Source organism: Streptomyces sp. NPDC091412 (assembly GCF_044756885.1).
In the GTDB taxonomy this organism is placed as follows: Bacteria; Actinomycetota; Actinomycetes; order Streptomycetales; family Streptomycetaceae; genus Streptomyces.
This window is the reverse complement of the sequence record NZ_JBIVTV010000061.1, coordinates 1-1,532: the sequence shown is the minus strand read 5'-3', so window position 1 is coordinate 1,532 and position 1,532 is coordinate 1. Positions and strand designations below refer to the sequence as shown.

The window sequence follows — 1,532 nt, the reverse complement described above, 5'->3', positions numbered from 1 at the left end:
GCGGACCTTCGCCTGGCTCCACCAGTTCAAACGACTCCGGATCCGCTACGAGATACGCGCCGATCTCCACCTCGGCCTCCTCCAACTCGCCTGCAACATCATCTGCTTGAGACGACTCCGAACCTCATTCTGAAATGATCAGTTAGGTTAGCGGCGGAGGTTTGCCGAGCGCGGCCAGGACGTCCCAGGCCAGGGCGCCCCGGGAGTCGGTGCCCGGTGTGGGGTGCACGGTGATCCGGCCCTGGTCGGGTCGTGGTCGGCGAGGGCGGCCAGGGTGCGGTAGGTCGTCGAAGCGGTCCCACACCAGCGTGACCGGCGGCAGACCAGTCGGCACCGGAATGGTCGGGACCATCCCCGCGGGGGCGGGGAGCACTCGGCTCAGTCCCGGCTTGGCAACCCGATCACGGGACCATCCCCGCGGGCGCGGGCTCCCCGCGCCCGCGGGGATGGTCCCACCGGCTTGACGGCGCTGGGTACCGACGCCTACTGCTCCCCGCACCCGCGGGGATGGTCCCGGAACGCAGATCGCGAAGACGATTTTCGGGGACTGCTCCCCGTGGCTTTGTCCACGAGACCAGAACGGACAGCAGATGTTCACCACTTCGGGAGGCACCGAGACTGCCATGCAAATCGAACTACGCGCACGCCGGATTGTCTGGGGGCGCCGTCTCGAACCCGTTGTCCCAGTCGGGACTGGCCGAAGCTCTGGGGAGCCTCGCCCAGTGTGCGGGCTGTGAGCCGATCAATTCATGGCCGCGGTGTCGTAGCGTCCGGCGGCGGTGCCGCGTAGCAGGGTCAGCCGATCAGCTTTTCGTAGGCGGCGGCGTCGAGGAGATTGTCGATGGTGGCACCGTCCGCCAGCTTGATCTTGAACAGCCACGTGCCGTAAGGGTCGCTGTTCACTTCCTCGGGCGCGTCAGCGGCGTCGGTGTTGATCGCGACGACCTCGCCGGTGACCGGGCTGTAGATGTCGGTAGCGGCCTTGACCGACTCGACGACGCCGACGGCATCCCCGGCCTTGACTTGCTTTCCCACCTTGGGCAGCTCCAGGAACACGATGTCCCCAAGCGCGTTCTGGGCGTGGTCGGTGATACCGATCGCCAGTGTCCCGTCGGCTTCGGCGTGAATCCACTCGTGTTCGTCGGTGTACTTGAGATCGGCAGGGACAATCGACATGGCAAGGCTCCTCTCGGGCGTGATCACCGGATGACACATTGTCAGCCTTTGAGGATCTTGACCGAGGGTTGACGACGCGAGCCACCGGCTGATTGGGCCGTACGTGGTCAGCGAGTACACCTCAGGACACCTCGGGGCTTTCAAGCCGGCGAGAGAGAATCGAACGGCCACCAGTCTCGGTGCCTCCCGAAGTGGTGAACATCTTCTGTCCGTTCTGGGGTTCTGGCTCACTTTCCGTGGAGCGCACACATTGAGTGACGTTAGCCTCGATCTTGCGTGAGGGTCCGTCGACGGAGTCGGCGGACCGTTTCGTTTTCTGGGGCGTGTGGTGGGCAGGTCGGTGGCCCGAGTGTCGC

1 protein-coding gene and 1 pseudogene are annotated in these 1,532 nt (G+C 65.3%); one reads left to right on the top strand and one right to left on the bottom strand.

What is annotated here, in order from left to right:
• Positions 1-133 (top strand): annotated as a pseudogene (locus ACIQMV_RS39370) (IS5/IS1182 family transposase); the annotation flags it as partial.
• 662 nt (positions 134-795) lie between these two features.
• Here the strand turns inward: ACIQMV_RS39370 and gcvH are convergent.
• Entirely contained in the window at positions 796-1,176 is a 381-nt protein-coding gene (gene gcvH, locus ACIQMV_RS39365) for a glycine cleavage system protein GcvH (RefSeq protein ID WP_402597922.1), read from the bottom strand.
• Between the last annotated feature and the right edge of the window lie 356 nt (positions 1,177-1,532).

What these genes read in the sequence shown, in the direction of transcription:
- gcvH (WP_402597922.1), bottom strand. Translation starts at nt 1,176, where the DNA reads ATGTCGATTGTCCCTGCCGATCTCAAGTACACCGACGAACACGAGTGG.